The sequence below is a fragment of the Pseudomonas sp. PS1(2021) genome, from assembly GCF_020405165.1.
GTDB lineage: Bacteria > Pseudomonadota > Gammaproteobacteria > Pseudomonadales > Pseudomonadaceae > Pseudomonas > Pseudomonas aeruginosa.
The window spans coordinates 5,152,105-5,178,264 of sequence record NZ_CP084484.1; the positions used below are offsets into that span (position 1 = coordinate 5,152,105).

General features: G+C 69.2%; 21 protein-coding genes. 6 read left to right on the plus strand and 15 right to left on the minus strand.

Features of this window, described 5'->3' with window-relative positions; genetic code table 11:
• Window positions 1-12: 12 nt before the first annotated feature.
• The 11 genes from aruH to LE197_RS24765 all read right to left on the minus strand — a co-directional run bounded on the left by aruH (window position 13) and on the right by LE197_RS24765 (window position 14,619).
• Entirely contained in the window at window positions 13-1,194 is a 1,182-nt protein-coding gene (gene aruH, locus LE197_RS24715; RefSeq protein ID WP_016562426.1) for an arginine--pyruvate transaminase AruH, read from the minus strand.
• A 22-nt stretch (window positions 1,195-1,216) separates the two neighbouring features.
• Entirely contained in the window at window positions 1,217-2,896 is a 1,680-nt protein-coding gene (locus LE197_RS24720; RefSeq protein ID WP_004347641.1) for a 5-guanidino-2-oxopentanoate decarboxylase, read from the minus strand.
• Window positions 2,897-2,938: 42 nt separating this feature from the next.
• Window positions 2,939-5,029: an acetate--CoA ligase family protein gene (locus tag LE197_RS24725; RefSeq protein WP_023108823.1), complete on the minus strand. Its 2,091-nt coding sequence runs from the start codon at window positions 5,027-5,029 to the stop codon at window positions 2,939-2,941.
• Window positions 5,030-5,095: 66 nt separating this feature from the next.
• Window positions 5,096-6,256 carry an acyl-CoA dehydrogenase family protein gene (locus LE197_RS24730; protein WP_003095708.1) on the minus strand — a complete coding sequence of 387 codons (1,161 nt, stop codon included), beginning with the start codon at window positions 6,254-6,256 and terminating at the stop codon, window positions 5,096-5,098.
• A gap of 20 nt (window positions 6,257-6,276) precedes the next feature.
• The gene (locus tag LE197_RS24735) at window positions 6,277-7,068 is read right to left on the minus strand and encodes an enoyl-CoA hydratase/isomerase family protein (protein ID WP_003116159.1); all 792 of its coding nucleotides are present in this window, start codon (window positions 7,066-7,068) and stop codon (window positions 6,277-6,279) included.
• A 258-nt stretch (window positions 7,069-7,326) separates the two neighbouring features.
• Entirely contained in the window at window positions 7,327-8,739 is a 1,413-nt protein-coding gene (locus LE197_RS24740) for an amino acid permease (protein ID WP_023108824.1), read from the minus strand.
• A 183-nt stretch (window positions 8,740-8,922) separates the two neighbouring features.
• Window positions 8,923-11,175: an ATP-binding protein gene (locus LE197_RS24745; protein ID WP_019726967.1), complete on the minus strand. Its 2,253-nt coding sequence runs from the start codon at window positions 11,173-11,175 to the stop codon at window positions 8,923-8,925.
• The gene (locus LE197_RS24750) at window positions 11,172-11,948 is read right to left on the minus strand and encodes a substrate-binding periplasmic protein (protein ID WP_019726968.1); all 777 of its coding nucleotides are present in this window, start codon (window positions 11,946-11,948) and stop codon (window positions 11,172-11,174) included. The genes LE197_RS24745 and LE197_RS24750 overlap by 4 nt, the downstream gene beginning before the upstream one ends.
• A gap of 3 nt (window positions 11,949-11,951) precedes the next feature.
• Window positions 11,952-12,686 (minus strand): two-component system response regulator AruR, encoded by a 735-nt coding sequence (aruR, locus tag LE197_RS24755; protein ID WP_003095718.1) that lies wholly within the window; start codon window positions 12,684-12,686, stop codon window positions 11,952-11,954.
• Window positions 12,687-12,803: 117 nt separating this feature from the next.
• On the minus strand, window positions 12,804-13,451 hold the full coding sequence (locus LE197_RS24760) for a TetR family transcriptional regulator C-terminal domain-containing protein (RefSeq protein WP_003114535.1): 648 nt from the start codon (window positions 13,449-13,451) through the stop codon (window positions 12,804-12,806).
• Window positions 13,452-13,527: 76 nt separating this feature from the next.
• The gene (locus tag LE197_RS24765) at window positions 13,528-14,619 is read right to left on the minus strand and encodes an ABC transporter substrate-binding protein (protein ID WP_003095722.1); all 1,092 of its coding nucleotides are present in this window, start codon (window positions 14,617-14,619) and stop codon (window positions 13,528-13,530) included.
• A gap of 173 nt (window positions 14,620-14,792) precedes the next feature.
• On the opposite strand from LE197_RS24765, the gene LE197_RS24770 reads away from it, so the two are divergent.
• Together LE197_RS24770 and LE197_RS24775 are read left to right on the plus strand one after the other, a co-directional pair.
• Complete coding sequence (locus tag LE197_RS24770) at window positions 14,793-16,739, plus strand: FAD-dependent oxidoreductase (protein WP_023108825.1); 1,947 nt, start codon at window positions 14,793-14,795, stop codon at window positions 16,737-16,739.
• Between the two features lie 77 nt (window positions 16,740-16,816).
• Window positions 16,817-17,416 (plus strand): helix-turn-helix domain-containing protein, encoded by a 600-nt coding sequence (locus LE197_RS24775; protein WP_003095727.1) that lies wholly within the window; start codon window positions 16,817-16,819, stop codon window positions 17,414-17,416.
• Window positions 17,417-17,464: 48 nt separating this feature from the next.
• Here LE197_RS24775 and waaA read toward each other — a convergent pair whose 3' ends face one another.
• Together waaA and LE197_RS24785 are read right to left on the minus strand one after the other, a co-directional pair.
• A complete protein-coding gene (waaA, locus tag LE197_RS24780; RefSeq protein ID WP_023108826.1) occupies window positions 17,465-18,742 on the minus strand; it encodes a lipid IV(A) 3-deoxy-D-manno-octulosonic acid transferase in 1,278 nt (425 codons plus the stop codon).
• A 35-nt stretch (window positions 18,743-18,777) separates the two neighbouring features.
• Window positions 18,778-19,662, minus strand: coding sequence for a LysR family transcriptional regulator (locus tag LE197_RS24785; protein WP_003109888.1), 885 nt, complete (start codon window positions 19,660-19,662; stop codon window positions 18,778-18,780).
• An 84-nt stretch (window positions 19,663-19,746) separates the two neighbouring features.
• Here LE197_RS24785 and LE197_RS24790 point away from each other — a divergent pair, with 84 nt between their 5' ends.
• The 4 genes from LE197_RS24790 to LE197_RS24805 all read left to right on the plus strand — a co-directional run bounded on the left by LE197_RS24790 (window position 19,747) and on the right by LE197_RS24805 (window position 23,213).
• Entirely contained in the window at window positions 19,747-20,079 is a 333-nt protein-coding gene (locus LE197_RS24790; RefSeq protein ID WP_003095735.1) for a DMT family transporter, read from the plus strand.
• 60 nt (window positions 20,080-20,139) lie between these two features.
• On the plus strand, window positions 20,140-21,315 hold the full coding sequence (locus LE197_RS24795; RefSeq protein ID WP_003109889.1) for an NAD(P)/FAD-dependent oxidoreductase: 1,176 nt from the start codon (window positions 20,140-20,142) through the stop codon (window positions 21,313-21,315).
• Window positions 21,312-22,124 (plus strand): aldo/keto reductase, encoded by an 813-nt coding sequence (locus LE197_RS24800; RefSeq protein WP_003114541.1) that lies wholly within the window; start codon window positions 21,312-21,314, stop codon window positions 22,122-22,124. Before LE197_RS24795 ends, LE197_RS24800 begins: the two co-directional genes overlap by 4 nt.
• Window positions 22,125-22,292: 168 nt before the next feature.
• Window positions 22,293-23,213 carry a hypothetical protein gene (locus LE197_RS24805; RefSeq protein WP_003114542.1) on the plus strand — a complete coding sequence of 307 codons (921 nt, stop codon included), beginning with the start codon at window positions 22,293-22,295 and terminating at the stop codon, window positions 23,211-23,213.
• Between the two features lie 24 nt (window positions 23,214-23,237).
• On the opposite strand, the gene LE197_RS24810 is transcribed toward LE197_RS24805, so the two are convergent.
• Together LE197_RS24810 and LE197_RS24815 are read right to left on the minus strand one after the other, a co-directional pair.
• Window positions 23,238-24,446 carry an acyl-CoA dehydrogenase family protein gene (locus LE197_RS24810; RefSeq protein ID WP_003095742.1) on the minus strand — a complete coding sequence of 403 codons (1,209 nt, stop codon included), beginning with the start codon at window positions 24,444-24,446 and terminating at the stop codon, window positions 23,238-23,240.
• A gap of 48 nt (window positions 24,447-24,494) precedes the next feature.
• The gene (locus LE197_RS24815; RefSeq protein WP_079278476.1) at window positions 24,495-25,784 is read right to left on the minus strand and encodes an acyl-CoA dehydrogenase family protein; all 1,290 of its coding nucleotides are present in this window, start codon (window positions 25,782-25,784) and stop codon (window positions 24,495-24,497) included.
• Between the last annotated feature and the right edge of the window lie 376 nt (window positions 25,785-26,160).

Sequence of the window (26,160 nt, forward strand, 5' to 3'; positions counted from 1 at the left end):
CGGCCGAGGGGTTCAGGCCTGGCCGAGCAACTCGGCGGCGCACAGCGCGATGCGCCGACAGGCTTCGCGCAGCGGTTCGGCGCCCAACACCAGGCCGAGGCGGATGTGACCGGCGGCGCTCGGGCCGAAGGCTTCGCCGGCGAGCACCGATACGCCATGGCGGTCCAGCAGGCGGTCGGCGAAGGCCTGGGCGGAAAGTCCGGTGGGACGGATGTCGACCATCACGAACATGCCGCCGTCCGGGCGCAGTGGACGCAGGCCGGGGCTGTCGGCCAGGCACTCGATTACCAGGTCGCGGCGGCGGCGGTAGGCCTCGCGCATCGCCTCCAACTCCGGCAGCGGCGCCTCCAGCGCGGTGCAGGCGGCATCCTGGATGAATTCCGGCGAGCCATAGAGCATGCACAGGGCGAGGTTCTCCAGGTGCGCGCAGAGCGCCGCGGGACCGACCACCCAGCCGACCCGCCAGCCGGTCATGGCGTGGGATTTCGACAGGCTGTTGAGGGTCGCGGTACGTTCGGCCATCCCCGGCAGGCTGGCCGGGCTGACGTGCTCGCCGTCGAACAGCAGTTCGCTGTAGACCTCGTCGGAGATCATCCACAGGTCATGGGCCGTGCACAGCTCGGCCAGGGCTTCCCAGGTGGCCCGCGGCAGGCTGGCGCCGGACGGGTTGTGCGGGCTGTTCAGCGCCATCGCGCGCGTGCGCGGGGTGATCAGTGCGGCGACCTCCTCGGCCTGCACGCGGAAGCCATTCTCGGAGCGCACCGGCACCGGCACCACCCGCGCGCCACAGGCGCCGAACACCGCTTCGTAGGTGACGTACATCGGCTCGGCGACTATCACCTCGTCGCCCGGATTCAGCAGGCACTGCACCACCGCGTACAGCGCGCATTGGGCACCTGCCAGCACCACCACCTGCTCCGCGTCCACCGCCTGGCCGCTGCGCCGCCGGTGGCGCTCGGCGATGCGCTGGCGCAGGGCGCGCTTGCCGCGCACGTCGGCGTAGTGGGTGTTGCCGGCCAGCAGGCTGTCGATGGCCGCCTGGACGATGGGCGCCGGGGTATCGAAGTCGGGGTCGCCGACCGACAGCAGGAGGATTTCCTCGCCCTGCTCGACCCGCGCCAGCGCGCGATAGTGGATGTCCCAGGCAGCGGCGCCGTCGCCGGCGATACGTTGAGTGAAGTCGGAATAGCGCATGGATACTCTCCTTGTCCGGCGGTCAGCGCGCGCAGGCGTGCCGCAGTTCGATCAGGGTCACGCCGGGCTGCCCGAAGCCGGCGCGCAGGTCGCGCTCCAGTTCGTCCAGGTCCTGCGGCTGGCGCACCGCGCAACCGTAGGCGCGGCCCAGCAGGGCGAAGTCGGGGTTGCGCGGCAGCACGCCGACCGGCTCGATGTCCAGGCCGAGCATGTCGTCGCGGATCTGGCCGAGCGCGTCGTTGTTCCACAGTAGCACCACCAGCGGACTGTCCAGTTCCTCGCTGGCGGTGGCCAGTTCCTGCGCGGTGTAGAGGAAGCCGCCATCGCCGACCAGCACCAGGCCCGGGCGCTGCGGGGCGCCGAGCTTGGCGCCGATGCCGGCCGGCAGGCCGTAGCCGAGGGTGCCGTAGCCGGTGGGATGCAGCCAGCTGCGCGGCGCTCGGCTGGCGAACGCGTAGTTGCCGGTATAGGCCAGTTGGGTCATGTCGGTGCTGACGAAAGCATCGGCCGGCAGCGCGGCGGCGATCCGGTCGAGGATCGCCTGGTGCAGCGCCTGCAGCGGCGCGTGTGCCGCGCGGATCTCCGCGCGCAGGCGCGCCACCCTCGCGGCGGCCGGCGCGGCGTCGCGGGCCTCCTGCGGCAGGCGCGCCAGCAGCGCCTCAAGGGTCTGCCGGGCATCGCCCCTGAGCGCTACGGCAGAGGGATAGAAGTCGTTGAACTTGCGCGGGTCGATATCGACGCGGATCAGTTCGCCGGACAGCGGCAGGCGTTCGCGCCAGAAGTCGGTGTCGGCCATCTCGGTGCCCACCGCCAGCACCAGGTCGGCCTCGGCGATCATCTCCCAGCCCGGCGCTACGCACAGGCTGGCCCCGGCGTTGAGCGGCGCGTCCGGCGGCAGCAGGCCCTTGCCGGCGACGCTGGTGAACAGCGGCGCGGCCAGGCGCTCGCTCAGCGCGGCAAGCGCATCGCCGGCCGCCAGCGCGCCGCCGCCGGCGATGAGCATTGGTCGCCGGGCCGCAGCCAGGCGCTCCGCCGCCGCCCGCAATGCCTCGGTGCACGGCACACCACGACCAGGGCGGCGCGCCACGGCAGCGCTCCAGTCATGGGCCACAGGCGCGGCAAGCACGTCGAGCGGGATCGAGATATGCACCGGGCGCGGACGCTCGCTGTCGAACACCGCGTAGGCCCGGGCGATCAGTTCGGGCAGCTGTTCCGGGCTCAAGGCCAGGGCGGAGAAGGCAGTGATCGGCGCGGTCATGGCACGCTGGTCCTGGGTCTCGTGCAGGCAGCCCCAGCCCTTGCCCAGGCTGGCGCTGTGGTTGACGCTGGAAATCACCAGCAGCGGCACCGAGTCGGCGTAGGCCTGGCCGATGGCGGTGGCGACGTTGGTCACGCCCGGCCCGGTGATGACGAAGCACACTCCCGGCTTGCCGCTGACCCGCGCATAACCGTCGGCCATGAAGCCGGCGCCCTGCTCGTGGCGGGTCAGCACGTGGCGGATGCCGCTGCCCGGAAGTCCGCGGTACAGCTCCAGGGTATGCACGCCGGGGATGCCGAAAACGGTATCCACGCCGTAGTTGGCCAGCAAGCGGACCAGGGCCTGGCCGGCGGTGAGGGTCTTCTGTGGTTGCATGGGCAATATCCTCGTCCAGTTCGGCGACCATCGGAGTCGCCGCTCGCGCCGCAGCGCTCTTGCTCCCATTCCCACAAGCGGGAGGGGGAGCCGTCGTGTCCGCCCGGGCCTTCAGCCATTGGCCAGCCGGATCAACGCATCCACCGCCAGCGCTCCCTCGGCATCCGCCAGCAATGGGTTGACGTCCAGCTCCAGCAAGCGCTCGGCATGTTCGCAGGCGAATTCGGCGACCGCGCGGATCGCCGCCACCAGGGCCTCCATGGATACCGCCGGGCGACCGCGGAAGCCGCTGAGCAACGGCGCGCTGCGCAGGCTCAGCAGGGCATCGCGGATCGCCGCGTCGGTGGTCGGCAGGAGCAGGCTGCGACTGTCGCGCAGCAGCTCCACGAGTATCCCGCCGGCACCGATCACCAATGCCAGGCCGAAGCCCTCCTCGCGCTTGACCCCGACGATCAGCTCGGCCAGCGGCGCGCCTGCCATGCGCTCCAGCAACACACGCTCGAAGACCAGTTGCGGCGCGTGCCGGGCCAGGCTTTCGCGCATGTCGAACAATGCCGCCTCCAGCGCCGCCTCGTTGCGCAGGCCGAGCGCCACGCCGCCGGCCTCGGTCTTGTGCGGCAGCGCGGCGCTGACCGCCTTGAGCACCAGCGGGAAGCCGAGGTCGAGGGCCGCTTCGCGGGCCAGCCCGGGGGTGCTCAGCACCCCCGGGGGCAGTGGCAGGCCGAAGGATTTCAGCGCCTGCTTGGATTGCCACTCGTCGAGCAGGTAGCCGTCGCCCGCCAGCGGCCCTGGGCAGATCGGCACCAACGCCGCCTCGCCGCGCTCCAGCAGCGCCGCGCGGCGCTGGCGGTAGCGGGCGATCCGTCCCCAGGCGGCGAGACCATCCTCGACGCCTTGCAGCGCGGCGACGCCCTCGCCGTGCAACAGCTCGCGGGCCCGGGCCGGCAGCAGTTCCGGGAACGCCGAGGCGATGAAGCCGACTTTGCCGTGGCGCTTCAGCGCGGCGCAGTAGCGTTGCAGAAGCAGGTCGCACTGCGGCCGCTCGCCGGTTTCCTCGCCCGGATAGTCGAGCACCAGCAGGGCGGCGTCGGCAGGGCTGCGCAAAGCGCTGTCGAGCATTTCCTCCAGGGCCGCGGCATCGCCCCAGATGGCGGTGGTGAAGTCCAGCGGGTTGGCGATGTTGGCGTAGTCGGGCAGTACCCCGGCCAGTTCGTCGCGCTGTCCGGCGTCGAAAGACGGCAACCCCAGGCCGTTGCGCTCGGCGTAGTCAGCGATCAACCCGGCGTCGCCGCCGGAACAGGCCAGCGCGACCAGGCTCGGCCCGCCAGGCAGGTGGCCGCAGGCGGCGGCCTTGAGGGTTTCGACGAAGCTCACCGGGCCGCTCACACGGATTACCCCGAGGCGCTCGAACAGGCTGTCGTAGAGCGCGTCGGAACCGGCCAGGGAACTGGTGTGGCTGAGCGCGAGGGCAGCACCGATCTTCGACACTCCGGTCTTCAGGGCGATCACCGGCACGCCTTTCTGCAACGCCTTGTAGGCCGCGCGGGCGAACCCCGGGACGTTCTTCAGACCTTCCAGATGCAGGCCGATGGCAGTCACCCGCGGCTCGTCGAGCAGCACGTCCATCAGCTCGGCGATGCCCAGCTGCGCCTGGTTGCCCACCGATGCCATATAGGCCACCGGCAGCGAACGGTCGCTCATCGACAGGTTGTAGGCGAAGTTGCCGCTCTGCGTCAGCACCGCGACGCCCCGCTCCACCTGCCGACCGCCATGTGCCACCGGCCATAGCGCGGCGCCGTGCAGGTAGTCGAGCAAGCCGTAGCAGTTCGGGCCGAGCAGCGCCATTTCGCCGGCGGCGGCCAGCAGCCGGCGTTGCAAGGCCAGGCCCTGTTCGCCGGTTTCGGCGAAGCCGGAGGCATAGCAGATCGCCCCGCCGGCGCCTTTGGCGGCGAGCGCGGCGATCGCGTCGAGGGTCAGTTCGCGGTTGGTGGCGACGAACGCCGCGTCCGGGCCGCACGGCAGGTCGGCGACGCTGGCCACGCAGGGTACGCCTTCGAGTTCGGCGTGCTGCGGATTGACCAGCCACATCTGGCCGGCGAAACCGCCTTCGGCACAGCGTTTCAGGGCACGCGCCATGCTACGGCCGCCAATGAAGGCGAGATGCCTGGGTGCCAGCAGGCGCTTGAGGTTTTCACGATTCATGTCGGTTCTCGATTCGGAACATGGCAGCCTTCCCCTCTCCCCTGGAGGGAGAGGGGAGCCAGGACTTCAACGCAGCAACGGCCGCAGCAGTTCGCGGGAAACGATGTGCCGCTGGATTTCCGAAGTGCCCTCCCAGATCCGCTCGATCCGCGCGTTGCGCCAGATGCGCTCGACCGGTCCTTCATCCATCAGGCCCATGCCGCCGAAGATCTGCACCGCTTCGTCGGCGACCTTGCCGAGGGTCTCGCTGGCGAACAGCTTGGCCATGCCGGCCTCGCCGTCGGTCATGGTGCCCTGGTCCATCTTCCAGGCGGTGTGCAGGGTCATCAGCTCGGCGGCGCGGATCTGCGTAGCCATGTCGGCGAGCTTGAAGGAAACGCCCTGGTAGCTGCCGATCGGCTGGCCGAACTGCTTGCGATCGGCCGCCCAGCGCAGTGATAGGTCGAGGGCGCGCTGGGCCTGGCCGACGCAGTTGGCGGCGACCATCACCCGTCCGGCGGTGAGCCAGGCGTTGGCCACTTCCCAGCCCTTGCCGACCTCGCCGAGTACCTTGGAGGCCGGCACCCGGCAATCGTCGAAGAAGATCTCGTAAGTGTGGTAGCCACGGTTGCTCACGCATTTCGGCCCGCGGCGCACGGTCATCCCGGGCGTGCCCTTGTCCACCAGGAAGGCGGTCACCGCGTTGCGCTTGCGGCCGTTGTGCTCGTAGCTGTCGGTGACGGCGAAGACGATGGCGAAGTCGGCGTGCCCGGCGTGGCTGATGAAGTGCTTGCTACCGTTTATCACGAAGGCGTCGCCGTCGCGCACCGCGCGGGTCTTGATCGAATTGGCGTCGGAGCCGGCGCCCGGCTCGGTGAGGGCGAAGCAATCGGTCTTTTCGCCCTGCACGCAGGGCAACAGGTAGTCGCCGAGCTGTTCTCCGGTGCAGGCCATGAGGATCTTCGAGGGCCGCGCGACGAATACGTGGAGGGCCCAGGAGACCTTCGACAGCTCGCGTTCGACCAGCGCCTGGGACAGGTAGTCGAGGCCGCCGCCACCCACTTCCTCGGGCATGTTGAAGGCATAGAAACCGGCGGCGAGGGCCTTGCCGCGAATCTGTGCGGCCAGCTCCGGCGACACCGCGTCGGCGCGGTCGACATCGTCCTCGTGGGGCAGCAGTTCCTTCTCGACGAAGCTGCGCACCGCCTCGACCAGCATGTCCTGTTCCTGGGTCAGCCTGAAATCCATGGGAATCACCTGCTCGGCGCCTAGCGCCCGCTGAATTGAGGGGAACGTTTCTCGGCCACGGCGCGCAGCGCCTCGGCGGCATCCTCGCTGCGCCCGCAGAGCAGCCCGGCGGCCTGCTCGGCACGCAACTGCTCGGCCAGCGAGCGCCCGGCGCCGTCGCGCAGCAGGCGCTTGGTCTGGGCGAAGGCGAAGGTCGGGCCGCTGGCGAGACGCGCAGCGAAGGCGCCGACCGTCTCAACCAGGCGCTCGTCGGCGACCACCTCGCCGACCAGTCCGGCGCCCAGGGCGCGCTCCGCGCTCCAGGCTTCGTCGAGGAACAGCAGGCGCTTGGCCGCCTCGCTGCCGAGCAGCCGTGGCAGATGCCAACTGGCGCCGGCGTCCGGGCAGTAGGCCATGCCGGTGTAGCCGGCCTTGAAGCGCGCCGAGGCGGCGGCGATGCGGAAATCGCAGCACAGCGCCAGGTCCATGCCAGCGCCCACGGCGCTGCCGTTGACGGCGGCGACTGTGGGTTTGTCGAGGGCGTGCAGGCGCCCCATCAGGGCGTGGGCGGCCTCGGTCCAGCCATAGCTTTCCAGCTCGCCACGGGCTTCAGCCGCCGCCCATTCGGCGAGATCGGCCCCGGCGCAGAAGCTGCGTCCGCTGCCGCCGAGGACCACGGCGCGCACTGCCGGGTCGCGCTCGCAGGCATCGAGTCGGACGTGCAGGGCCTCCAGGGTGGGGATATCCAGTGCATTGCGCTGTTGCGGACGATTCAGGACGAGCCAGGCGATCCCGGCTTCGACCCGCGTCTGCAATGGGGAAAGGTCAGTCATGCGGCCCTCGTTCTTATTGTTGGTTGATGGCGATCGCGGCTTTCAGGCAATACTAAACACTCGTTCAACAAGACCACAATCCACCCATTCGGGTGTATGTAACGGCCCTGCGGCAGGCGCAAAGCCACACGCCATGCGATCCGCCGAAAAGCGGCGAAGGCCCGCGCGAGCCGGCTGTTACAACTTCGAACAAACCAACCAGGCAAAAACGAAAACGCCCGCCGGATGCGGCGGGCGTCGGGTCCTGCGAATGGCCGTTCAGCCGGCCCGTCCCAGGGCGGGGTCGCCCAGTCCCTGCGGCTGCCGGCGACGAACCACGTAATAGGCCAGGTAGCAGGCGGCGATGAAGCCGAAGCCCCAGTACAAGGACGGCCGCTGGGTGGGATCGAGGGCGAGGAAGACGAACAGCGAGCAGCACACGGCGATGCAGGCCAGCGGCACCAGCGGGAACAGCGGCGCGGCATATTTCAGCTCGGAGACCGTGCCGCCGCTGGCCATGTACTCGCGGCGGAAGCGGTATTGGGCGTAGGCGATGACGATCCAGGTGACGGTGCCGGACATCCCGCTCACCGCCATCAGCACCATGAACAGGGTGTCGGCGGCGACCACGCTGGTCAGCAACGAGAGCAGGGCGAAGCACAGGGTGATCAGCAACGCGTAGAGCGGCACGCCGCGCGCGCTGAGCTTCGACAGGCCGCGCGGGGCCATGCCGGTCCTGGACATCGCCCAGAGGATCCGCGTCGAGGCGTACAGGCCCGAGTTGCCTACCGAGAGGATGGCGGTGAGGATGACGAAGTTCATCAGGTCCGCCGCGTAGGGAATCCCGACCATGTCGAACACCTGCACGAACGGGCTTTCCATCAGCCCGGCCTGTTGCCAGGGAATGATAGCGGAAAGCACGACGATGGCCAGCACGTAGAAGATCAGTACGCGGAACACCACGTTGCGCACCGCCCGCGGGATGCTCTTCTCCGGTCGCTCGGTCTCGCCGGCGGCGACGCCCATGATCTCGCAACCCTGGAAGGCATAGACCACCGTCATCATCACCGCGAACACCGCCGACAGGCCGTTGGGGAACAGCCGCTCGCCGACCAGGTTGGAGAACATCGGCGCCGGCGCACCGCTCTTCAGTTCGATACCGCCGAAGATCACCAGCCCCCCGACCACGATGAACACCAGGATCGCCGCCACCTTGATCCCGGCGAACCAGTACTCGGCCTCGCCGAAGGCGCGGGTCGCCAGGGCATTGAGGGAGAACAGCACGACCACGAAGAAACCCGACCATAGCCACACGGGCACCTCCGGGAACCAGCGGGTCATGAGCATCCCGGCCGCGGTGAATTCCAGGCCTACCGTGGAGGCCCAGCTCATCCAGTAGACCCAGCCGATCATGAAGCCGGTCGCCGGGCCGATGAAACGCGTTGCGTGGGCCTGGAACGAACCGGAGACCGGCATCTGCACCGACAGCTCGCCGAGGCAGACCATCACCAGGTACATCAGCACCCCGGCCACCAGGTAGGCCAGCACCGCGCCGGCCGGGCCGCCCTGGTTGATGGTCACGCCGGAGCCCATGAACAGCCCGGTGCCGATCACCCCGCCGAGGGACAGCATGAAGATGTGGCGGCTCGCCAGGGCCCGGGTGAGTTGCAGCCTTTCCTTGCCGTCAGCCATGGCGCACCTCCGGATGAGGGTACGCACAGGGGTCTTCGAGATGGCTCATTATTCTTGTCTCCACTCTGTCAGAGGCCGTGTCTTGCGCACGGATGAGCGGATTATTGGCGGCGGATGTAAGACGCCGTTGAACGCGCGGATCGAAGATGTAAAAAGCTGTAAGGAAGTTGTTCGCCGCGCCGCTCAACCGGCCGCTGAGTCGGCTTCGCCGAGGAAGCCGGCGCGGCGCAGGGCTTCGGCGCCGTCGCGGCGCAGGCTACCCAGGCGTGCGCCCCAGGCTCGCGGGTCGACCCCGGCCGCGCCCAGGGCCTCGCGCTCCAGCTCGCCCAGGCCGGCGCCGAGCGCCACCAGGCCCATGGAGTGGCAGCTTCCGGACAGGCGATGGGCGATGTTCGCCGCCTCGGCCAGGTCCGCCTGGTCCAGGGCTTCGGCCAGCAGCGGCAACTGCTCGTCCAGGCTTCCCAGCAGGTTGCCCAGCAGTCCGGCGAGCTTGTGCCGCCCCAGCAGGCGGCGGTGGGTCTCGAGCATTTGCCGGTCCAGCGCGGCGTCCACCGCAAGCGCAGGCACGCTGGTGCCGACCTCGCCCAGCGCGCGGCGCAGCTCGTCCATCCGCAGGGGCTTGCCGAGCACCCCCTGCATGCCCGCGGCGAAGTACCGACGCACCATGTCCGGCTGGATGCTGGCGGTGAAGGCGAAGATCGGCGTGGCGCGGTTCAGGCCGTCGAGCTGCCGGCGAATCCCGGCGCAAAGCTCGAGGCCAGCCATCCCCGGCAGGTGCATGTCCAGCAGGATCAGGTCGAAGCGCCGCTGCCGGCACAACGCCAGGGCCGGCCCCGCGTCCTCGGCCAGCATCACCCGGTGGCCGTCCCGCTCGAGCAGGCCCTGGGCCACCTCGCGGTTGAGCGCCACGTCCTCCACCAGCAGCACCTCCAGCGCAGACACCGATGCCGCCGGCGGCGTCGCGCCGGACAAGCTCGCCAGCGCCAGCTCGATCTCGAACCAGAACGTGCTGCCCTGGCCGACCCGGCTTTCCACGCCGATCCGCCCGCCCAGCGCTTCCACCAGCCGCTTGCTGATCGCCAGGCCCAGGCCGGTTCCGCCGTAACGGCGGGTCACGGCGTCGCCGCCCTGGGTGAAGCGTTCGAAGATGCGTTCGCGCATTTCCTCGGGAATGCCGATTCCATCGTCCGCGACGCTCAGCCGCAGTCGCTCGCTTCCTGCGCTGCGCACCAGCCGCTCGACGCGAACGCGCACCTCGCCGGCCTCGGTGAACTTCACCGCGTTGCCCAGCAGGTTGGTCAACACCTGGCGCAGGAACTGCTCGGCGCCGCGATGGCCGTCATGAACCTGCGGGTCCAGCCACAGGTCCAGCCGCGTGGCGTTCTCCCGCGCCCGCGGTTCGAGCAGGGTGAGGACATCCTCGAGCAGGCTTCGCAAGGAAAAGTCCACCGCTTCCGGCACATCCGGCGCTTCCTCCAGCCGGGCGAAGTGGAGGACCTCGTTGAGGATCGCCAGCAGTCCCTCCCCCGCTGTCGCCAGTGCCCGCAGGCGCTGGCGGTCACGCTCGCCGAGCGATGCCTCGCGCAGCAGCTCGGCCATGCCCAGGATGCCGTTCAGCGGGGTACGGATCTCATGGCTCATGGTCGCGAGGAAACGGCTCTTCGCGCGGTCGGCGGCTTCCGCCTGGTCCTTCGCCCGACGCAGGCTGGCGGTGCGTCGCTCGACCTGTCGGCGCAACTCGTCGCGATCGGCATCGCGCCGGCGGCGGTCGGTGCGCAGGGCCTGGCGCATGTCTTCCAGGGCGGCGGCGACGGCGTCGATCTCATCGCGCTCGCGGTCCACCTTGTCCAGTCGCAGCGGCTGTTGCAGGTCGCCTTCGGCGATATGCCCGGCGAACTCGGACATGCGCCACAGATGGCGAGTGACCAGGCTGTGGAACAGCCAACTGAGGGCCACCGCCAGGCCGCAAAGGAAACTGCCCATCCACAAGAGGCTGGCCAGGCCGCCGGAAACCAGCCGGCGATAGACCGCCGCCAGGTCGATGGCGATCTCCAGCTCGCCCAGTTGCCGACGCTCGCCCCCCGGCGGCTGGTAGCTCAAGGGAAAGCGCTCGACCCGCAGCATGCCGCGTGGACGCTGGTCGCCCTGCAACAGGTTGAAGTCGGCGCTTTGCAGGCTGACACGGGCGATGTCGGGGAAATCCCCGAGGCCGCGCAACTGCACGTTCAACTGCTCCTGGTTGAGATCCCACAGGCTGCGCTCGAAGCTGGCCAGGTAGCCGCTGCGGATCAGTTCCAGGCGCGCCTCGATCTCGCGCATTTCGCGGCGGTATTCGAAGAACAGCTGCACGGCGCCGGCGAGGACGGTGAAACACAGGCTGAACAGCAGCACCCGCCACAGCAGGCGCCGCGCCAACACTCCGCCGCGGCCGCTCACCAGGCGTCCGCGCGGTTGCCGGCGAGGCGCCGATAGTCGCGCACGCTGTCGTCCAGCCAACGCTGGATGCTGCCGTCGTCGCGATAGCCTCGCAGGGCCCGGTCGATCTCGTCCATCTTCGCCGCCAGCGGCGAGTGCCGCGAGACCGCCACCCGCAGGTAGTCCACCGTCAGCGGTTCGGGCAGCGCACGGATGTTCTCGCCGCCGGCCAGGCGCTCGGCGAACAGCGTGCCGGTGCGGCGTTCGTGGGCGATGTAGTCGATGCGCTGGCGCACCAGCTTGCCGAAGTTCTGTCGGCTGTCGGAAACCCATTCGACGTTGCCGTGGCGGCCGACGAAGCGGTCGAAGTCCGCCCCGTAGCTTTCGCCGAACAACAGCCCGCCGCGATAGCCGGCGAGGTCGCCGAGGGATTGGATGCGCACCGGCCGCTGGCGGTTGTAGAAGATCGCCACGTCCTCGCGCAGCACCGGCTCGGTGGAAAACGCCAGGTCGCGATCGCGCGCGGGCGTGCGGTAGGCCAGTATCAGGTCGACCCGTCCGGCGGCGGCGTCGAGCAGGCAGCGCCGCCAGTTGCCCAGCACCACCACCTCGACCCGGTAGCCCAGCGCGCCGAACAGCCGCTTCACCAGCTCCGGCGCCAGCCCCCGGACCTGCTGGCCGTCGCTCCAGGAGATCGGCGGGTATACCGGATAGTCGCAATAGCGGATGGTCTCTGCAGCCTGTGCCAGGCCGCCCAGCAGCCATCCGCAGAGCGCCAGCCAGCAGGCCTGCATGGCTCAGGCGTCGCTGGCCGCGGCGGTGAACAGGTAGCCGGCGCCGTGGATGGTGATGATCAGTTGCGGTTCGGCCGGGTCGTCGCGCAGCTTGCGACGCAGGCGGCCGACCAGCACGTCGATGGAGCGATCGCTGGGCAGCCACTCGCGGTTGCGGATCTGGTCCATCAACTGGTCGCGGCTCAGGGTATGCCCGCTGTTGCGCAGGAAAGCGCCGAGCAATTGGAATTCGCCATGGGTGAGCAGGGTTTCGTTGCCCGCGTGGTCGATCAGGCGGCGCCGGTCGGCGTCCAGCAGCCAGTCGCCGAACTGCCTGAGGGCCTGCCGGGCGGGGCCGGCGCTGGCCTGGGCATGGCGCACCCGGCGGATCAGGTTCTTCGCCCGCGACACCAGTTCGCGCGGGTTCAGCGGCTTGATCACGTAATCGTCGGCGCCGCACTCCAGGCCGACGATGCGATCGATCTCGTCGTTGCGCCCGGTGATCAGGATGATCCCCACCTCGGAGCGCACCCGCAGCTCGCGGGTCAGGGTCAGGCCGTCCTTGCCGGGCAGGCGGATGTCCAGCAGCACCAGCTCGACCGGCTGGCCGAGATGGGCGCACTCGGCAAGGCAGGCTTCCGCCTGCTCGGCGTTGCCGGCGCAGAGGACGTCATAGCCCTCCTCGCCGAGATAGGCCTGGAGAAGCTCACGAATCACCGGGTCGTCGTCGACCACCAATACGCGCGGAACCATCGCCATCACCTTGCGCCTCCGGCGGGCCGGGGCGTTTCTTGTTCTGGGTTGTCGGACGGTGGGCGGAAGGGGCCGGGGCGCCTTCCGCTGCCAGCAGCAGCCTATCCACTACTGAACGGACGATCAACAAGCTTCCATCGCACGCCGGAAGCGGCGATGGGCGCCCGCCTCCAGGCCATCCACCCAGGCCTCGCAAATCTGCACGCCCTGCCGCGGTGTGAAGGTCGCGGGATTCAGCCCAGACTCCAGCCACAGCCCGTCGAGCAGGGCGCTGAGGCTGATGGCCGCCAGTTCCGCGTCGAAGTCCGCCCAGCCGCCCTCCTCCGCCAGTTGCCGCAGCACGCCGACCAGCAGCGCCCGGTACTCGCCATAGGAATGGTCGTGGACCCGCCCGATCGCTTCGATGCTGCCCACCGCACCCCAGAACGCCAGCCAGGCGTCGAGCAATTGCGGATCGAGCAGCTCGGCGGAGAAGGATGCCTCGAAGAACGCCGAGAGCCGCGGGCGGGCGCCGCCCGGCGCGGTGTCGATGGCACCGCGGAGCAGGCGCATGACGCGTCCGGTGACCGCCAGGTAGGCCTCGGCCACCAGCGCGTCCTTGCCATCGTAGTGGTGATTGATCAGGCCCACCGATACCCCGGCCTCGGCGCAGATCTTGCGCACCGAGGCGCCCTGGAAGCCATGCCGCTTCAGGCAGGCCAGGGTCGCCTCGATCAGCAGCGCCTTGCGCTGCTCTGGCTCCAGACGGGAAAAGCGCACTTCCTGGTTCATCCTTTCGCGGCTCCTGCTCGTCGCCCGCGACCACCGGCGGGCAGCCCCGATGATCGCAGGTTACGTAGCGCCCGTCTCACTGGCTGGCCCAGGCGTTGAAGCGCTCCTCCAGCTCCTCGCCGTGCTCGACCCAGAATTCGTCGTCCATCGCCAGGCCCTGCTCCAGGTTCGCCGGCGCGGTCGGCACCCAGCTCGCCAGTTGCGCGGGCAGGCGCTGGGCGGCCTGGCGGTTGGTCGGCCCGTAGGGAATGTTCTCGACGTAGCGCACCTGGGCATCCGGGGCATTGGCGAAGGCGATGAAGCGACGCGCCTCGGCGCCGCGCTTCGAACCCTTGACCACCGCCCAGTAGTCCATGCCGTACAGGCTGCCCGGCCATACCAGGGCCAGGTTGCGCCCCGCGCGGTGGGCGTCGGCGATGCGCCCGGTGTAGGTGGACGTCATCACCACGTCGCCGGCGGCCAGCCACTGCGCCGGCTGCGCTCCCGCCTCCCACCACTGGATGTAGGGCTTGAGCTGGCCCAGCTTGGCGAAGGCACGGTCGGCACCGGCGCGGGTCGCCAGCAGCGGATAGACCTGCTCGCGTGGCACGCCGTCGGCGAGCAGGGCGAACTCCAGGTTGTAGATCGCCCGCTTGCGCAGGCCGCGCTTGCCGGGGAAGCGCTGGACGTCCCAGAAGTCGGCCCAGGACGCCGGCGGCTGTTGCAGCCGGTCGGCGTCGTAGCCGATCGCCACGCCCCAGACCAGCGCGGCGGAACCGCATTCCTGGGCGGCATTGGCGATCAACTGCTGCTTGCCGCCGATGGCCTGCCAGTCCAGACGCTCGAACAGGCCGTCGTCGCAACCGCGCGCCAGGTCCGGCCCCTCGACCTGGACCAGGTCCCAGTCGGCGTGACCGGTGTCGGCCATCACCTTGATCCGGGCCATCTCGCCGTTGTACTCGCTCTGCACCACGGGAATCCCGGTCTGCTGCGTGAACGGCTGGAAGAACGCCACCTCCTGGGCCTTCTGTCCGGCGCCGCCGTAGCCGACCACCACCAGGCCATCATCGGCCTGGACCGGCGCGAGGCCGCCGAACGCCAGCAGGACGGCGCCGAGCAGGACGCGACAAGGAAAAACCGGGTGCGGACGGGCGCTGGCCGCGCGGCGCAACGGAAAGGAACGGTTCATGTGCGTCTCCTCTTGTTCTTGTTGTGGAGTGGATCGCAGCGAGCCGCCGGGAAGCGGCCACGGGACAGAAACTATCCAGTCGATTTTAAAAAAACAAGTTGATTTTTTACTGATGGTAAATTCATATCCTGTTTCTGAAGCGCGCCGCGAGAACAACAAGAAGGACGCCAACCGTGAATTTCCCGCACCTGTTCAGCCCCCTGGAAATCCGGGGCAAACGCCTGAAAAACCGCATCATGTCGAGCGGCCACGACACGTCGATGCCTACCGACAACCTGGTCAACGAGCCACTCGTCGCCTATCACCGCGCCCGGGCCCGCGGCGGCGCCGGACTGATCGTCATGCAGGTGGCGGGGGTCCACGACAGCGCGCGCTACACCTCGCACGTGCTGATGGCCACCGACGATGCCTGCATCCCCGGCTACCGGCGGGTCGCCGAGGCCTGCCACGCCGAAGGCTGTGTGGTGCTGTCGCAGATCTTCCATCCCGGGCGCGAGATCATGGAGTCCGCCGACGGCCTGCTGGCGGTGGCCTATTCCGCCTCGGCCTCGCCCAACGAACGGTTCCGGGTGATGCCACGCGAACTCGACCAGCCGCTGATCGACGAGATCGTCGCCGGCTACGCCGCCGCCGCGCGCCGCCTGCACGAGGCAGGACTGGACGGGGTGGAGGTGGTCGCCAGCCACGGCTACCTGCCGGCGCAATTCCTCAACCCGCGGGTGAACCGCCGCAAGGATGGCTACAACGGCGACCTCGATGCCCGCCTGCGTTTCCTCCGCGAAGTGCTGGCGGCGGTGCGCGCGGCCACCTCCGAGGACTTCATCGTCGGCCTGCGCCTGTCCGCCGACGAGCGCGACCCCGAGGGTCTCAGCGAAAGCGAGTCGCTGCAGGCGGCCGAGGCGGTCCAGGGCGAGCTGGACTACCTGCACATCGTCGCCGGCACTTCGGCCTCCCTCGGCGGCGCCATCCATATCGTCCCGCCGATGGCCATCGAGCCGGCCTACCTGGCCCGCGAAGCCGGTACCTTCAAGGCGCGCCTGGCGATCCCGCTGTTCGTCACCGGGCGCATCAACCAGCCCCAGGAGGCCGAGGCCATCCTCGCCCGAGGCCAGGCCGACGTCTGCGGCATGACCCGCGCGCTGATCTGCGACCCGCAGATGCCGAATAAGGCCGAGGCCGGGCGCAGCGACGACGTGCGCGCCTGCATCGCCTGCAACCAGGCCTGCATCGGACATTTCCACCGAGGCTATCCGATCTCCTGCATCCAGCACCCGGAAACCGGCCGCGAGCTGACCTACGCAACGCCCAATCCGGCCTCGCAGCGCAAGCGCGTGCTGGTCGCCGGCGGCGGCCCGGCGGGGATGAAGGCGGCGGCGGTGGCGGCACAGCGCGGCCACGAGGTAGTGCTCTGCGAGGCCGGCGCCCAGCTCGGCGGCCAGGTCAACCTGGCGCAACTGCTGCCGCGCCGCGCGGAATTCGGCGGCGCCTCCACCAACCTGCAACGGGAGATGCAACTGGCCGGCGTCGAGGTACGCCGCAACACGCCGGTCGACCGCGCGCTGGTGGAGCGCGAACGGCCGGACCTGGTGATCGTCGCTACCGGCGCCGAACCCTATTGGCCGCCTTTCGAGCGCGGCGGCGAGCTGCAGGTGGTGGATGCCTGGCAGGTGCTGCGCGGCGAGGTGCGGGTCGGTCGTTCGGTGCTGGTCACCGACTGGCGGGGCGACTGGATCGGCCCCGGTATCGCGGAAAAGCTTGTACGCGAGGGCCACCAGGTGCGCCTGGCGGTGAACGGCACCCACTGCGGCGAGAGCCTGCCGCTGTACGTGCGCGACCAGTTGGCCGGCGAGCTGCACCGCCTGGGTATCCCGGTCACGCCCTACGCCCGCCTGTACGGCTGCGACGATACCACGGTGTACATGCAGCACAGCGCCAGCGGCGAGGCGATGCTGTTCGAGGAGGTCGATACCCTGGTGCTATGCCAGGGCCACCAGCCGGTGGACCGACTGGCCGACAGCCTGCACGGCCTGGCGGAGGTGCTGCGGATCGGCGACTGCCTGGCCCCCCGCACCGCCGAGGAGGCGATCTACGAAGGGCTCAAGGCCGCCTGGAGCATCTGAGCGGCGCGGCCGCGGCTCCCTCGACGGGTCCCGGCCCAGCCCCTAGAATGCCGCAAACGCAGCCAGGACCCCGCCGCATGCCCCGCCCGTCACCGCCGGACGCCACCGACACGCCGCGCAGCGAAACGCACTTCCTCGGCACCCGCATCCGCGGCCTGCGCAAGCGCCGCGGCCTGACCCTGGCCGAGCTGGCCGCACAGAGCGAACTCACCGCCGGCTACATCAGCCAGTTGGAACGCAACCTGGCGTATCCGTCGATTCCGGCGCTGTTCAACATCGCCCGCAGCCTCGGCGTGACCATCCAGTGGTTCTTCGCCAGCGAGGCCGCGGTGGACCCGGCGGACGCCGGCTACGTGGTGCGGCGCAACACGCGCATGAGCGTGCATTACGAAGACGGCATCATCGACGAACTGCTCACCCCGCAGCCCAGCCGCCAGTTGGAGATCCTCCACTCGCGTTTCCCGCCGGGCACCTACAGCCAGCAGAGCTACAGCCATGAGGGCGAGGAAGCCGGCTACATCCTCAGCGGAATCTTCGAACTCTGGGTCGGCGACCGCCATTTCCAGCTCCGCGAGGGCGACAGCTTCAGCTACTCCAGCCAGGAACCGCATCGCTACGGCAACCCGGGCGACAGCGATACCCTGGTGCTCTGGGTGATCACCCCGCCGACGTTCTGAAACGCCCTGTCGCGATGCAGGGCCAGGGGAGGGCCGACGGGGCGAGCTCTACCCGCCGCGCCCGAGCAACCGCGCCAACCCCGCCAGCAGCCGCTCCAGGGCGCCCTGGTTGTTGCGCAGCACCTTCTCTCCGGCAGTGGCCATGGCCGTCGCGACCTCCGGCTGCGCCCACAGGCGCGCGAGGCCGTCGCACAGCTCGCCGGCATCCGTCACCTCGAGCAGCGCCCCGGCGTCGCGCAATTGCGCGGCGATGTCGAGGAAGTTGAACAGGTACGGACCGGCGAACACCGGCTTGCCCAGGGCCGCCGGCTCCAGCAGGTTGTGCCCGCCGTTGGGCACCAGGCTGCCGCCGACGAAAGCGATGTCGGCCAGGGCATAGAGGAACAGCAGCTCGCCCATGGTATCGCCGAGCAGCACCTGGGTCGCGCGTGCCACCGGCTCGCCGCCGGAGCGCCGGACCGTGGCGAAGCCTTCGCGGCGGCATAGCTCGTGGACGCCGGCGAAGCGTTCCGGATGGCGCGGCACCAGGATCAGCAACGCGTCGGGACGCGTTTCCAGCAGGCGCCGGTGGGCTGCCAGGACGATCTCGTCCTCGCCGGCATGGGTGCTGGCGGCGATCCACAGCGGTCGCGCCGTCGCGTCCCATTCCTCGCGCAGGGCGGCAGCGGCCAGCGGCAGCTGCGGGTCGATGCGCAGGTCGAACTTGATCGAGCCGGTCACGCTGACGCACTCAGGACGCGCGCCGAGACGACGGAAGCGCTCGGCCTCGGCCTCGGTCTGCACGGCGATCCAGGACAGCTCGGCGAGCATCGGCCGGGTCAGCCCGGCGAAGCGCGCGTAGCCACGCGCCGAGCGCTCGGACAGGCGCGCATTGGCCAGCGCCACCGGGATCCCGCGCACGGCGCAGGCATGGATATGGTTGGGCCACAGCTCGGTTTCCATGATCACCGCCAGGCGCGGCCGCACCCGGTCGAGGAAGCGCGCCGCCGCCCAGGGCAGGTCGTAGGGCAGGTAGCAGTGCCGGACCTGCTCGCCGAACAATGCGAGGATGCGCTCCGAGCCGGTCGGGGTCATGCAGGTGACGGTGACCGGCAGCTGCGGATGGCGCTCCAGCAGCGCCCGCACCATCGGCGCGGCGGCGATGCTCTCGCCCACCGAGACGGCGTGCACCCAGATGCCGCCGGGCGGCACCTCGGGCAAGGACAGGGAAAAACGCTCGCCGATGCGCTTGGCATAGGCCGGTGCCTGGCGCGCGCGCCACCACAGGCGCAACGCCACCAGCGGCAAGCCGAGGTGGAACAGCAGGGTATAGAGGGTACGGTTCATGGGCGCGCAGCTTAGCAAAACTCCCGCCGACCGGCTCAGCCGATGGCGCGTAGGTGGCGGGTGAAGGTTTCGCCGAGCCAGGCCGCCGCCGGGCCGAGCACCTCGTTGCGCCGCCAGACCAGTTCGACCACCAGCGACGGCGGCGTCCAGTCGCTGGTCAGCTCCACCATCAGCCGGTCGTAGGTGGGATACTGCACCACGTGCCGCGGTAGCCAGGCCCAGCCGAGGTTGCGCATCAGCAGCTCGGCCATGGAATAGAAGCTGTCCAGCCGCCAGACCTGCGGGCTGATCTGCTCGCCGCCCGGATAGCCGCTCTGCTGGGGCACGATCAAAAGTTGCCGGTGCTGTGCCAGCTCGCGGCGACTGACCCGTTGCAGCCCGGCCAGCGGGTGGCCGGCACCGCACACCGTGACCATCTCGACGCTGCCGAGGCGCCGCCGCTCCAGCGACTCAGGCATGCGCTCATGGTGGAACAGCAGGCCGAGGTCAGCCTGCTCCTCGAGCAAACGACGGGTGACGTCACCCTGGCCGCCGCTGGACACCTGCACCTCCAGACTGGGAAAGCGCTGCGCCAGCGCTTCCAGGCTGTCCAGCACCGGCTGGTAGGGCATCGCCTCGTCCTGGGCCAGGCGCAGCCGCGGCTCCTCGCCGCGCGCCAGCCCCAGCGCGCGCCCCTGCAGGCGCTCGCACTGGCGCAGCACCTCGCGCGCCTCCGCCAGCAGCACCCGGCCCTCGTCGGTCAGGCGCGGCTGGCGTCCGCTGCTGCGTTCGAACAGGGTGACGCCGAGGTCCGCCTCCAGCAGCGCGATGCCGTTGCTCACCGCCGATTGCACCCGCTTCAGTTCGCGGGCGGCGGCAGAGAACGACTGGCGCTCGGCGACGCTGACGAACAGGCGGATCTGCTCCAGGTTCCACTGCATAACCTATCTCCAATAAAGATAGGTAACGACTTTATCCCATCCGCCGGCTCCCTAGAATGGCCGCAGTTTCCGGAGGACCCCGCCATGACCAACTATCTCTACCTCGCCATCGCCATCGCCGCCGAAGTGGTCGCCACCACCTCGCTGAAAGCCGTCGCCGGATTCAGCAAGCCACTGCCGCTGCTGCTGGTGGTGGGCGGCTACGTGCTCGCCTTCAGCATGCTCGTGCTGGTCATGCGCACCCTGCCGGTCGGCGTGGTCTACGCCATCTGGTCCGGACTCGGCATCGTCCTGGTCAGCCTGGTGGCGATGTTCGTCTACGGCCAGCGCCTGGACCCCGCCGCCCTCCTCGGCATCGGCCTGATCATCGCCGGCGTGCTGGTGATCCAGTTGTTCTCCCGCGCTTCGGGGCACTGAACGACCGTCGCGGGCGCAGGTTGTATACTGCGCCCTTTCCGTTCCCGATAAGGCAGCCCCATGCCCCAAGCCCTTTCCACCGACATCCTCATCGTTGGCGGCGGTATCGCCGGCCTCTGGCTGAACGCCCGCTTGCGCCGGGCCGGCTACGCCACCGTGCTGGTGGAAAGCGCCAGCCTCGGCGGCGGACAGAGCGTGAAGTCGCAGGGGATCATCCACGGCGGCGCCAAGTACGCCCTGCATGGTGCCCTGACCGGCGCCTCCGAAGCCATCGCCGACATGCCGCGGCGCTGGCGCGCCTGTCTCGGCAGCGACGGCGAACTCGACCTGCGGGGCGTGCGCCTGCTTTCCGAGGCGCACTACCTGTGGTCGCCGGGCGGCCTGGCCGGCAGCCTTACCAGCTTCTTCGCCAGCAAGGCTGTGCGCAGCCGGGTCGAGCAGGCCAAGGGCGAGGATTTGCCTCCGGCGCTGCGCGACAAGGGGTTCAAGGGCAAGGCCTACCGCCTCACGGAAATCGTCTTCGACGTCCCCGACCTGATTCGCCGCCTGGCGGAACTGGCCGGCGACAGCCTGCTCGCCGGCGAACGCATCGAACCGCTGCGCGAAGGCCGGGAACTGGCCGGCCTGTGCGTCGACGGCCGGGAGATCCGTGCCCAGCGCGTGGTGCTCAGCGCCGGTGCCGGCAACGAGGCGCTGCTCCGCGAACTGGGCCTGGAACAACCGGCCATGCAGCGGCGGCCGCTGCACATGGTGATGGTCAAGGCGGCGACCCTGAAACCGCTGTACGCCCACTGCCTGGGGGCCGGGCCGAAGCCACGGATCACCGTGACCACCCATCCGACCCGCGACGGCCAGTCGGTCTGGTACCTCGGCGGCGACATCGCCGAAGCCGATGGCGTGGCCCGCGACGAAGCCGCGCAGATCGCCGAAGCACGCCGCGAACTGGCAAAGCTGCTGCCCTGGATCGACCTCGGCCAGGCGCAGTGGGCCACCTTGCGGGTGGATCGCGCCGAGCCGGCACAGTCCAACCTGTTGCGCCCGGACAACGCCTTCCTCGCCGAACAGGGACGCCTGCTGGTCGGCTGGCCGACCAAGCTGGCGCTGGCCCCTGACTTCGCCGACCGGGTCTGCGCCCGCCTGGAAGAAGACGGCATCCGCCCCAGCGAACATGCCGCGCTGCCGCAACTGCCGCGTCCGCCGCTCGCCGAACCGGCCTGGGAGGTAGCCTTCGCATGATCAGGGATACCCTCCACGACCTGCACCGCCCGCTGGGCGACACCGGCCTGGCCGTTTCGCCGCTGGGCCTGGGCACCGTCAAGTTCGGCCGCGACCAGGGAGTGAAGTACCCTTCCGGCTTCACCATCCCCGACGACCGCGAAGCCGCCGACCTGCTGGCCCTGGCCCGCGACCTCGGCATCAACCTGATCGACACCGCCCCGGCCTACGGCCGCAGCGAGGAACGCCTCGGCCCGCTGCTGCGCGGCCAGCGCGAACATTGGGTGATCGTCAGCAAGGTCGGCGAAGAGTTCGTCGACGGCCAGTCAGTCTTCGACTTCTCCGCCGCGCATACCCGGCGCTCCGTCGAGCGCAGCCTGAAGCGCCTGGAGACCGACCGGATCGAGCTGGTGCTGGTGCATTCCGATGGCAACGACCTGGATATCCTCGAGAACAGCGAGGTCTACCCGACTCTCGCCGCGCTCAAGCGCGAGGGCCTGATCGGCGCCTACGGACTCTCCGGCAAGACCGTCGAAGGTGGCCTGCGCGCCCTGCGCGAGGGCGATTGCGCGATGGTCACCTACAACCTGAACGAGCGCGCCGAACGCCCGGTCATCGAGTACGCCGCGGCCCATGCCAAGGGCATCCTGGTGAAGAAGGCGCTGGCCAGCGGGCATGCCTGCCTGGGCGCCGGACAGGACCCGGTGCGCGCCAGCTTCGAACTGGTCTTCGACCAGCCGGGCGTCGCCGCCGCCATCGTCGGCACCATCAATCCGCTGCACCTGGCCCATAATGTCGCGATGGCCGCGCAAGCCCTGAAAAAGGCCTGAACCATACATCGGCTGCAACATCCGCGGGTTGACACCCGCGGTGCATTCCGCTGCCATGTTCCTCCCGAACGAGCCGTATCCTGCCTGCCGCCCTCGCCTCCGGTGGCCGGTGCATCGAACGTGAGCCTCCGTCCCGCCCCGGCGCGATGACCCGACAAGGAGCCCCGTATGCCCCGTATGCTCGCCCGCAAGGATCCGTCCGCCTTCAAGACCCTGCCGCTGCTGGTGGAGGCCTCCCCGGACGGGCTGGTCTACCAGGCCCTCGGCCTGCCGCTGAACTTCCAGCAGATGCTCGTACGCCGCCGCCGCATGGAGGTAGCCGACCCGCAGCGCTTCGTCGCCGAGCTGGCCAACCTGGGGGTCTCGGTGCGCTTGACCCTGAACTGGCAGGGCCGCGACTACTGGGTGCTGGTCCGTCAGCGCCGGCTGGACCGCGGCGATACCGTGCTCAAGCTGATCTCCGGCTACGTACCGGCCCACGAACTGAACCTGCCGCTGCTCACGGCGATCCAGGAAGTCGCCGAGGAATGCCTGGTGGAGACCGCCGGCGGCTGGCTCGGCGGGCGCTTCGGCGACACCTGGCTGCCGACGCCCTACCAGGGTTCGCTGCGCTACCGGGAGAACAGCCACTTCGTCCTCACCCCGCTGTCCGGCGCCGCCCGTCCGGTGCAAGCCGGCAGCCTGCGCTTGCTGGAGCGCCCACGCGCCTACGTACACCTGCCCACGGCCTCGCTGCAACTGGTCTACGACATGCGCCTGGAGCTGCCGCGCGATGCGCGCGAGCCGAGCCTCTACCATGTCGACGAGCGGCTCGAGAGCGGTCCGCTGGTGGCGCGTCTGGACCGTCGGCGCCCCGATCTCTACCTGCTGCCGCTGGACCAGGGGCGCCCCACCGGCGACCTGTTCACCCTGCGCAAGGGCCAGTTGCGCCCTGCGGCCACCCGCGGCCTGTGGTTGGCCGAGAGCTTTGCCGTACAGGACGGCTGGCTGGTGCATGAGGAACGCATCCGTTTCCGCGACTGGCTGGCACTGTGGCCATCCAGCAACGGCGACCAGGCCGGCGGTGGGCGCGACCGCGCCAGCGCCTGAACCGGGCGGGCTTTGCCGCCCTTTCTACTTCAACTGGCTGGAAGACTTGCCGAGCAGGCGGCGAGCGACGATGAGCAGCTGGATCTGCTGGGTGCCCTCGAAGATGTCGAGGATCTTCGAGTCCCGCGCCCACTTCTCCAACAGCTCATCCTCGGCGTAGCCGAGGGCGCCGGCCAGCTCCACGCACTTCAGGGTGATCTCGTTGGCCACCCGTCCAGCCTTGGCCTTGGCGATGGACGCTTCCTTCGAGTTGGGCAGCTTGTTGTCGGCCATCCATGCCGCCTTCAAGGTCAACAGGCGCGCTGCCTCCCACTCCGCCTCCAGGCGATAGAGAGTGGCCTCGGCGTGGCTGACGGTGAGCAGCGGTTTCCTGTAGTCGAACTTGCAGCCAGCCTTCTTCAGCAATTCGCGGGTCCGGTCCAGCGCCGCCTTGGCCACCCCGACGGCCATGCCGGCCACCAGCGGGCGGGTATTGTCGAAGGTCTCCATGACCCCGGCGAAACCCTTCTGCACGTCGACCTCGGCGTTGCCCAGCAGGTTCGCGGCCGGCACCCGGCAATCATTGAAACTGATCGAAGCGGTATCCGAAGCCTTGATCCCGAGCTTCTTCTCCAGGCGCGTCACGGTCATCCCCGGCGTGCCCTTCTCGACCACGAAGGACTTGATCGCCGCCCGCCCCAGGTTGCGGTTCAGGGTGGCCCAGACCACCACGGCATCGGCCCGCTCGCCGGAAGTGACGAAAATCTTCTCGCCGTTCAGTACATAGTGGTCGCCATCCTGGGTCGCGGTGGTGCGAATCGCCGCCGAGTCCGAGCCGCAGCCCGGCTCGGTGATCGCCATCGCCGCCCAGGTGCCGCCGAAGCGCTGCAACTGCTCCTCGTTGGCCACCGCGGCGATCGCCGCGTTGCCCAGCCCCTGGCGCGGCATGGCCAGGAGCAGGCCGACGTCGCCCCAGCACAGTTCCATCACGCCGAGCAATGCCGACAGGTTGCCGCCGTTCTTGATGCCCTCCTCTACCTGCTTGCCGGCGCGCTTGCTCGCCGAGGTCGCGCCGACAGCCTCGGGCGAGCCGCTGTTCATGCCGTCCAGCAAGGCCGCGAGCAGGTCCAGCTCCTTCGGATAGGCGTGTTCGGCCTTGTCGTACTTGCGCGAGATCGGCCGGAAATAGTTTTCCGCGACCTGATGCGCCTGGTTGGCCAGGCTGCGGAATTTCTTCGGGGTTTCCAGGTACATGTCGATTCCTCGTTCACTCGTCGCGGCGGACCGCGCACTCGCTCGGGTTCACAGGTGCAGGCCGCCGGCCATCAGCGCTACCGCGCGCAGGTCGCGGTACCAGCGCTCGGCCGGATGCTCCTTGGTGAAGCCGTGGCCGCCGAGCAGTTGCACGGCGTCGGTGCCGATCTTCATCGCCTTCTCGGCGCACAGCAGACGCGCCAGGTAAGCCTCGCGCTGGAACGGCTGGCCGCGCTCGGCCAGGGCGCAGGCGCGCCAGACCATCAGGCGCATGGCGTCCAGTTCGATGGCGATGTCGGCGACCATGAAGGCGACCCCCTGGCGATGGCTGATCGGCTCGCCGAAGGCCTCGCGCTCGTTGCAGTAGGCGATCACGTAGTCCAGCGCCGCCTGCCCGGTGCCCAGCGCCAGGGCACACCAGGCCAGGGCCGCGTGATCGAGGAAGGCCCGGTAGTCGAAATGCTCGGCGGCCAGGCGGTTGTCCGCCGGCACCTTGACGCTCTTCAGGCGCAACCGGGCGGTGCCGCCGGCCTTCAGTCCCATCGCCGGCTCGGCACGTCGCTCGATGCCCTTGGCGGAGGCTTCCACCAGGAACAGCGCAGGCCCCTCGTCGGTCTTCGCCGCGACGATCAGGCGGCTGGCCTCCAGGCCGCGCAGGACCAGGCATTTCTCTCCGGAAAGCAGGTAGTGACTGCCCTTGCGCCGGGCGCGGGTCGCCAGTTTCTGCGGGTCGAACAGCAGACTCGGCTCGTTGACCGCGATGGCGGTGAGCGGCGCCCCCTCTTCGCTGACGAACGCCGGCAGCCACTGCGCCTGCTGCGAGGGGCTGCCCCAGCGGCGGATGCAGTTGGCCGCCGACAACGGCACCAGCAGGGCCGCCGCCAGCGTCAGGTCGCCCTTGGCCAGGGCCTCGGCGATAAGGGCAGTGGTCACCGTGGTGCGCTCACCGGCCATGCCGCCGTGCACCTCGCCGACCCCATAGTGGGTCAGGCCCAGCTCCAGCGCCTGGTTGAGCAGTTCCGCCGGCAGGCTGGCCTCGGCATCCGCGTCATGAGCCAGCGGACGCAACACCTCCAGGGCGAAGCCTTCGAGCATGTCCACCAGCATCTGCTGGTCGTCGGAGAACGACAGGTCGAACAACCCGTCCGGATCGGCCTTGCGCGGTCCCTTCGCCTGCTTCGCCGAACGCTCGCTGGCCAGGCGGAAGCCGGTACGGCTGCCGCTGTAGAGCAGTTTTTCGAAGGGTTTGCGAAGATTGAAGCGATCCGGCCAGTCGGCCTGGGCGACACGGTTCAGTACAGCCAGGGCACGGCCCTGTACATCGGTGCTCATGGGCATCTTGCTCCACGCAGGATGGGATGCCCGGATCATGCGCCGCCGCATGGGCAGCGCCTATGACCGTCTCGCCGGGAAAACTTGTCAGACCAGCCAGTCACCTGCCCGGATAGGTCGGCATTCTGCCGGAACCCATCCCTCAGAACAGCGGATTCTAGCCGTGGAAACTCAGGGAAAGCAGAAAGGCGCGCGCTGACTTTACACTTCTTAACACTCTTTAAAGCTTTGAAGATGACTTGCCCGACGACCACGGCATTTAATTCTCAGATTGGGCAAGGATAATCACGAATATCGGTCACCTGAGGTATCCCACCCGCCGAAACCAAAACCAATCGGTAGGAATTTTCTTTAAAAGCATGAAATTACTGCAGGCTTATCC